General features: G+C 72.5%; 6 protein-coding genes. 3 read left to right on the top strand and 3 right to left on the bottom strand.

The features are described 5' to 3' along the window. The first annotated feature begins 94 nt into the window (after positions 1–94). Positions 95–1,846 (top strand): DUF6350 family protein, encoded by a 1,752-nt coding sequence (locus ACIP79_RS41455; protein ID WP_401232918.1) that lies wholly within the window; start codon positions 95–97, stop codon positions 1,844–1,846. A 152-nt stretch (positions 1,847–1,998) separates the two neighbouring features. Here the strand turns inward: ACIP79_RS41455 and ACIP79_RS41460 are convergent, their stop codons facing one another. Further along, complete coding sequence (locus tag ACIP79_RS41460; RefSeq protein WP_401232920.1) at positions 1,999–2,895, bottom strand: hypothetical protein; 897 nt, start codon at positions 2,893–2,895, stop codon at positions 1,999–2,001. Between the two features lie 677 nt (positions 2,896–3,572). Between ACIP79_RS41460 and purN the strand changes: the two genes are divergently transcribed. Then, on the top strand, positions 3,573–4,202 hold the full coding sequence (purN, locus tag ACIP79_RS41465; RefSeq protein ID WP_383680397.1) for a phosphoribosylglycinamide formyltransferase: 630 nt from the start codon (positions 3,573–3,575) through the stop codon (positions 4,200–4,202). Continuing rightward, positions 4,199–5,767, top strand: a complete 1,569-nt coding sequence (gene purH, locus ACIP79_RS41470) for a bifunctional phosphoribosylaminoimidazolecarboxamide formyltransferase/IMP cyclohydrolase (protein WP_401232923.1) — start codon at positions 4,199–4,201, stop codon at positions 5,765–5,767. Before purN ends, purH begins: the two co-directional genes overlap by 4 nt. Positions 5,768–5,829: 62 nt before the next feature. Here the strand turns inward: purH and ACIP79_RS41475 are convergent, their stop codons facing one another. Both ACIP79_RS41475 and ACIP79_RS41480 read right to left on the bottom strand, forming a co-directional pair. After that, entirely contained in the window at positions 5,830–6,294 is a 465-nt protein-coding gene (locus tag ACIP79_RS41475; RefSeq protein WP_401232926.1) for a hypothetical protein, read from the bottom strand. Between the two features lie 54 nt (positions 6,295–6,348). Further along, a complete protein-coding gene (locus tag ACIP79_RS41480; protein WP_401232929.1) occupies positions 6,349–7,089 on the bottom strand; it encodes a hypothetical protein in 741 nt (246 codons plus the stop codon). Positions 7,090–7,340 lie beyond the last annotated feature (251 nt).

Consider the following 7,340-nt stretch of genomic DNA (forward strand, 5'->3'; position numbering starts at 1 on the left):
CGCGCCCCTTCGTACGAAAAAGTACATAACTGCATATTGAGCGACACATCGGAGGTTCGCCTGTTACGACGAGAAAGCGCGTGTCGTTGGGAGCATGACGGACGTGACCCAAATGACCGACCGCAGGCTGTCGTTGTCGCCCTTGCTCACCCGGATGCGCGACCGATCCCCCGGACTGGCCGCCAGCCTCCTGGGTGGCGCACTCGCGGCGGGGCTCGGACTCGGCTCGTTCGCCGTCCTCGTCATGGTGCTCTGGATCAGCTCCCCGTATCCCGACAGCGGACCTGACGGCGCGCTCCACGTGGCCGTTTCCCTCTGGCTGCTGGCCCACGGCGTCGAACTCGTCCGCGGCGAATCGCTCTCCGGAACGCCCATGCCGGTGGGTGTCACGCCCTTGCTCCTCGTCGTGCTGCCGGTGTGGCTGCTCCACCGGGCGGGGCGCGACGCGGCTGACGCCGAGTCAGAAGCGGCTCCCCGTACGGCGTGGGCGGGCATCGTCGCCGGCTACCTCACCGTCGGCGGGGCCGCCGCGCTGTACGCCTCGGGCGGCGCGCTGCGGCCCTCCTGGATGTGGACCGTCGTCTGCCTGCCCCTGCTCGCCGTCGGGGCGGCCGGAGCGGGGATGTGGGCGGCGTACGGGTATCCGCGTGGGCCCATGCCCTTGTGGGGGCACCGGGTTCTCGACGCCCTGCCTCCGGGCGTACGCCGTCACGTGGACGTCCGTGCGCTCGCGCCGGACGCCCGACGGTTCCTCGGGGGCACCGCCCGTGCCGCCGGGGCCGGGGCGGCGGTGCTGGTCGGGGGCGGGGCCTTGCTGGTGGCCGTGTCGCTGGTATGGCACGGGGGTGCGGCCCGCGGCTCCTTCCTCCAGCTCACCGAGATGTGGTCGGGGCGGTTCGCCGTACTGCTGCTGTGCGTGGCCCTCGTCCCGAACGCGGCCGTGTGGGGGGCGTCGTACGGGCTCGGGCCCGGGGTCGTTCTCGGCGCGGGGCAGGTGGCGGCGCCGTTGTCCCCGGCGGTGCCCGGTTCGCTGCTTCCGGCCTTTCCGCTGCTGGCCGCGGTGCCGGGGGCCGCGACGCCGTCGACCTGGGCGGTCGGGGCGGTGCCGGTGGCCGCGGGGGTGACCGTGGCGTGGTTCGTCGTGGCCTCGGCGGTGCCGGCGAGCGGGGCGGCGTGGTCGCTGGGCCGGACCGTGGGGGGTGTGCTGCTCGCGGCCGGTCTGTGCGGGAGCGCGTTCGCGGTGCTGGCAGGGCTGGCCGGGGGGCCGCTCGGGGTCGCGCGGCTGGCTCACTTCGGCCCCGTGTGGTGGCAGGTGGGGGGCGCGACGATGCTGTGGACGGCCGCTGTGGGGGTTCCCGTGGTGGTCGGGGTGCGGGGATGGCGGGTTCGGGGGCGGCAGGTGCGGGAGCCTGAGGTGCGGGTGCCTCGGGTGCGGGAGCCGAGGGGGTGGCTGCCGTCCTGGTTCTCACGGGGTGAGCGGGCGGCGGGGGCCGTGACCTCTCCGGGGCTGGTGGGGGAGCAGGCCGGTGGACAGGGCGGCCATGTCCAGAACCAGGTCCTGGGGCACGCCCATGTCGTGCCCCAGGCTGAGCCTCCTGCCCGTTCCGCGCCGGCCGGGTCCGCCTTCGACGAGCCGTACGACCTGCTGCCCTCCGACGGCGGGGGGTCTCCGTGGCACGAGGATCTGCCTCGTGAGGTCCGTTGGGCGGCCTTGAAGGAGGCGTCCGCCGCTACGGAGGTCGAGGGAGCCGGGGAGCCCGAGGAGCGGGACGAACCGACGGAGCCCGTCGGGCGGGACGAGCGGGTTGAGAAGACCGAGTCCGCGGAGCCGACCGAGTCGGGATGACGCCTGATGAAAGGCCCGCGGGTGGGTGGGCGGGGGTTGGGGGTTTTCGCCCCCTCCGCCCCTGCCCGTCCCGTTCCCGGGGCTGCGCCCCCGGACCCCCCTTGTCGGAGCTGGCTGGACCAGGGCGGGCAAGGTCGGACCAGGTCGGATCTCTAGCCTTGCACTCCCAGTACTCCCCGCAACTCCTTCGGCAGAAGGTCGTTGCAGGACTCCTTCGCGACGTTGGTGAGGGCGTCGTTGGTGCAGGCGTAGTAGTCGTTGTAGACGAGCTGGGCGGTGAAGCCTGCGGCGACCATGGCGATGGCCAGGGAGGCGGTGACCAGGCCGCTCACCGCGGCGGACTTCTGGGGGCGGGCGGGCGTCGCATCGGTGGGGGCCGGGCTGTCCGGGTCCGGGGTGCGGGGCTTGGCGCGCAGGGCGCTGATGCCCCAGTAGAGGGCGAGCGCGCCGAGCAGCAGGGCCACGTACGGCCAGCTGAAGAGGGCGAAGAAGAACGCCCACATACCCGAGAGCAGCGCGAAGCGCGCGCGGCGCTGGGCCGGGTCCGTCGGGTCCCAGCGCATGCCGGTTCCCGGGCCGCCGCCCTGCCCCTCAGGACCGCCCTGGCCCTGACCCTGCTGTCCTGGCGGCGTCACACCGGGGCGGTCGCCGAAACGGCCGCCGCTGGACGGGCCGGGCTGCCGGTCGCTCCACTGACTGCCCCACGGGGACTGTCCGTCGGCGCCACCCGGCTCACCGCGCTCGCCCGAGCCCTCCGAGCCCTGCCCGTTCGCGGGCCGGCGCGGCTGCCACGGCCGGTCGGGCGTGCCGTCCGGCGGCGGGGCGAACGGATTGTCGTCCGAGCCGGAGTTCGACCCGGAGTTCGAGCCGGAGTTGGAGCCGGAGGGCGGCGTGTCCGGGCCTTGTCCGCCCGACCCGTTCCCGTCGGCCGAGCCGTGCTCACCCGAAGGGCCGGAGCCGGGTGTATCCCCGCCTTCCCGCGGCGGCACAGGCTGAGGGCGCCGCTCGCGCAGCAGGAGCGGAGGGAGTCGGAGACTGCGGTCCGGCATCAGGTGTGCGTCTTCCCCTTGGTGGTTATGGCGGGCGGCGTGTCCACGGACTTCGTACCTGCCCGGGACGGGCGCCCCGAGCGTTCGTACCGGAGGTCGTGCACCCGGGACTAGCACTCCGAGCGCGTTCGTAAAACGGTTCCTACGCCCGGAACTAGCACCCCGAGCGTTCGTGCGGCGGTTCTGCACCCGGGACTCGCACCCCCGAGCGTTCGTACAACGGTTCCGCACCCGGGACTCGCCCCGAGCGTTCGTACAGCAGTTCCTGCACCCGGGACTCGCACCCCGAGCGTTCGTACATCAGGTCTGATACCCAGGACTGGCGGCCCCGAGCGTCCGTGACGGCGGGGCCGGCGCCCCGGGTACGCGTGGCCGGGGACGACCGTCCCGAAAGTTCACGTACCCAACCCAGATCAACGCCGCACGCGCGCAAGGCGTTCCCCGCGGCGGACGGTGTTCCCAGGTGGATCCTCCCCAGACGCTACCTTCCGGCCACGCCCCCGTCCCGTGGGGGCCGCCCGGTGTGCCGGTATCGTTGCTGACGGTCGGCCGCTTCGTAGACTTCCCCGTATCCCGGGGCGCGATGCATTCGTACGAATGTACAAGCGCGAGTGTGCGAGTACGAACGTACAGAACCAGCCGGCCGCGCAACCGCTTCCCCGAGAAAGGGCCTCACCGTGGCCGCCAAGCCCGTGGCCAAGCGCCTTGTCGTGCTGGTCTCCGGATCAGGTACGAATCTGCAAGCACTGCTCGACGCCATCGCCGAGGCGGGGCCCGAGGCGTACGGGGCCGAGATCGTGGCCGTGGGCGCGGACCGGGACGGTATCGAGGGGCTCGCGCGGGCCGAGCGGGCGGGGCTGCCCACCTTCGTGTGCCGCGTCAGGGATCACGGCACCCGTGACGAGTGGGACGCGGCGCTCGCCGCGGCGACCGCCGCCCATGAACCCGACCTCGTCGTGTCCGCCGGGTTCATGAAGATCGTGGGGAAGCGGTTCCTCGCCGGGTTCGGCGGCCGGTTCGTCAACACGCATCCCGCGCTGCTGCCCAGTTTTCCCGGTGCCCACGGCGTACGCGACGCGCTCGCGTACGGTGCGAGGGTCACCGGATGCACCGTCCACTTCGTCGACGACGGCGTCGACACCGGCCCGATCATCGCTCAGGGCGTGGTCGAGATCCGGGACGAGGACGACGAGAGCGCTCTGCACGAGCGCATCAAGGAAGTCGAGCGAAGGCTGCTCGTCGATGTCGTGGGGCGGCTCGCCCGCAACGGCTATCGCATTGAGGGACGAAAGGTAGTTATCCAGTGACCGCCACCGCCGAGAGCAACAAGCGGGCCATCCGACGCGCGCTCGTCAGCGTGTACGACAAGACCGGCCTCGAAGACCTGGCGCGCGGGCTGCACGAGGCCGGTGTCGAGCTCGTCTCCACCGGCTCCACCGCGTCGAGGATCGCCGCGACGGGCGTCCCCGTCACCAAGGTCGAGGAGCTGACCGGCTTCCCCGAGTGCCTGGACGGCCGCGTCAAGACCCTGCACCCGAAGGTGCACGCCGGCATCCTCGCCGACCTGCGGCTCCCCGACCACCGGCGCCAGTTGGAGGAGCTCGGCATCGAGTCGTTCGACCTCGTCGTGGTCAACCTCTACCCGTTCCGCGAGACCGTCGCCTCGGGCGCGACGCCCGACGAGTGCGTCGAGCAGATCGACATCGGCGGCCCGTCGATGGTCCGCGCCGCCGCCAAGAACCACCCGTCCGTCGCCGTCGTCACCAGCCCCGCGCGGTATGCCGATGTGCTGGCCGCGGCCAAGGACGGCGGCTTCGACCTCGCCACCCGCAAGCGGCTCGCGGCGGAGGCCTTCCAGCACACGGCGGCGTACGACGTGGCGGTCGCCTCCTGGTTCGCCGGCGACTACGCGGCCGTCGACGACAGCGGCTTCCCCGACTTCCTCGGCGCGACGTACGAGCGCAAGAACACCCTGCGGTACGGCGAGAACCCGCACCAGGGCGCCGCTCTCTACGTCGACGGCACCGGAGGTCTCGCCGAGGCCGAGCAGCTGCACGGCAAGGAGATGTCGTACAACAACTTCACCGACACGGACGCCGCGCGCCGTGCCGCGTACGACCACGCCGAGCCCTGCGTCGCGATCATCAAGCACGCCAACCCCTGCGGCATCGCGGTCGGTTCGGACGTCGCGGAGGCGCACCGCAAGGCGCACGCCTGTGACCCGCTGTCCGCCTTCGGCGGCGTGATCGCCGTCAACCGGCCGGTCAGCAAGGAGATGGCGGAGCAGGTCGCCGAGATCTTCACCGAGGTCATCGTCGCGCCCGGCTACGAGGACGGAGCGCTGGAGGCGCTCGCCAGGAAGAAGAACATCCGGGTGCTCAAGGCGGCGGCGGGCCCGTCCAACCCCGTCGAGGTGAAGCCCATCGACGGCGGCGCGCTGCTCCAGGTCACCGACCGTCTCCAGGCGGACGGCGACGACCCGGCGAACTGGACCCTGGCGACCGGCGACGCGCTCGGCGACGCCGAACTGGCGGAGCTGGCCTTCGCCTGGAAGGCCTGCCGGGCGGTCAAGTCCAACGCCATTCTGCTCGCCAGGGACGGCGCCTCGGTCGGCGTCGGCATGGGCCAGGTCAACCGGGTCGACTCCGCGAAGCTCGCGGTCGAGCGGGCGGGCGAGGAGCGCGCGCGGGGCTCGTACGCCGCCTCCGACGCGTTCTTCCCGTTCCCCGACGGCCTGGAGATCCTCACCGCGGCCGGCGTCAAGGCCGTGGTCCAGCCGGGCGGTTCGGTCCGCGACGAGCTGGTCGTGGAGGCCGCGGCGAAGGCGGGCGTGACGATGTACTTCACGGGGACGCGGCACTTCTTCCACTGAGCCGCGCACGCGGGGACGGGCGGCCCGGCACGATGCCGGGCCGCCCGTCCGCGTTCGGTGGATCAGGTGAGCCAGACGTTGCAGCTGCTCACCCAGCGGTGCGAGCGGATGTTGTTGTTCGCGTTCTCGCCGTTGCTGAAGTAGTTGTCGGACAGGTTGTCCGCGTAGTACTCGTACGGCGAGAGGCAGGCATATCCCTCCTGGTACTCCTGCACGTACCAGAACTGGACGACGTCGTTGCCGCCGGTGTAGCCGGCGTTCATGACGGACGACGCCTTGTCCCAGGCGTTCGAGAAGCCGCCGGGGGCCCATTGCCAGTCGGCGTCGTTGCCCGCGTCGACGCCCAGGAGCGTGCCCTGGCAGTCGTAGCCGTCCCAGGCGTACATGTTGCCGTTGCGGCCCGGCCACTTGCTGTCGCAGACGGGGCCTTGGGCGCCCGACTCGGCCGCCTGAGCGGTGGTGGCGGGCACGCCGAGTCCCAGGGCGGTCAGCCCGATGACGGCCGCCGTGATGGCGAACTTGCGCATGATGATTTCCCCTCGTCGCATGTCGGTGCTGGGTGTTACGGCTGTCGGGCGGGCTCAGGCGCGCTGCGGCACGATCCGTACCGCGCGGTCGTACGCCTGCTGCCCGAGGTGCCGGTAGGTGTCGACCGCCGCGCCGTACCGGTCGCGCAGTTGGTCGACGTAGTGCGTCTCGCGGGCCGCGGCCACGGACTTCAGCGAGGTCTCGCGGGCGCAGCCGGCGTCGGCGACGGCGGTGCGGCGTTCGGCCGCGAACGCCTGGTCGGCGCGGGCCGGACCCAGGCGTGCGGTGTTCTGCCGCACCGCGTCACGTGCCGCCTGGGGGTCGTCGTAGGAATGGCCCGCCTCGCGCATGCAGTCGGACCAGGCGCGTACCGCGGTGGTCAGCCGCTGGTCGTTCATCAGTTCCTGGCCGTACAGCGCGTTGAGGCCGGTGGCCGTCTTCGAGGCGCGGAACCACTCGGCGGGGTCGCCGTAGAGGGTTTTCTCGGCTTCGGCCGTGCAGCCGCCGAGCCTTTTGTGGACCTTGGCCCCGCCCGGCAGCGAGGCCGAGAGGTCGGCCGCCTCGGCGCCGCCGTCCAGCGCCATGTCGAAGGCGGCGCGCCGCTCGGCGGACAGGCTCTGGCGGTACGCGGCGATCGGATGGTGTTTCCGTGTCCGCTCACTCTTGGCGTCGATCGCTCCGCCGTACCCGTACGCCCTGGCCCACGCCACGTCGTCCTGCACGTACCGCACGGGGCGGCTCTCGCGCAGGGTCAGCGTGCGGTCCTCCCAGTACGTGAAGCCGTGCCGCTTCATGCACCGCTTCGTCAGGCGCTGCTGGGCGTCGCCGACGCGCAGCTCCTGCTGCCAGGTCAGTGGCTGCGGCCGGCCCTGGCGGGCGGCCGTGGTGACCGGCCCGGACTCACCGTCGCCGGTGTCACCTGTGTCACCGGCGCATCCGGTCGTGGGGGGGGGGGGGGGGGGCGCCCCCCCCCCCCCCCCCCACAAAGCCGGCAACAGCGACAAAACCCCGAACCCCCCCCCCCCGCCACGCCCCGGCCGCCCCC

The sequence above is a fragment of the Streptomyces sp. NPDC088747 genome (assembly GCF_044751025.1).
Lineage (GTDB): Bacteria > Actinomycetota > Actinomycetes > Streptomycetales > Streptomycetaceae > Streptomyces.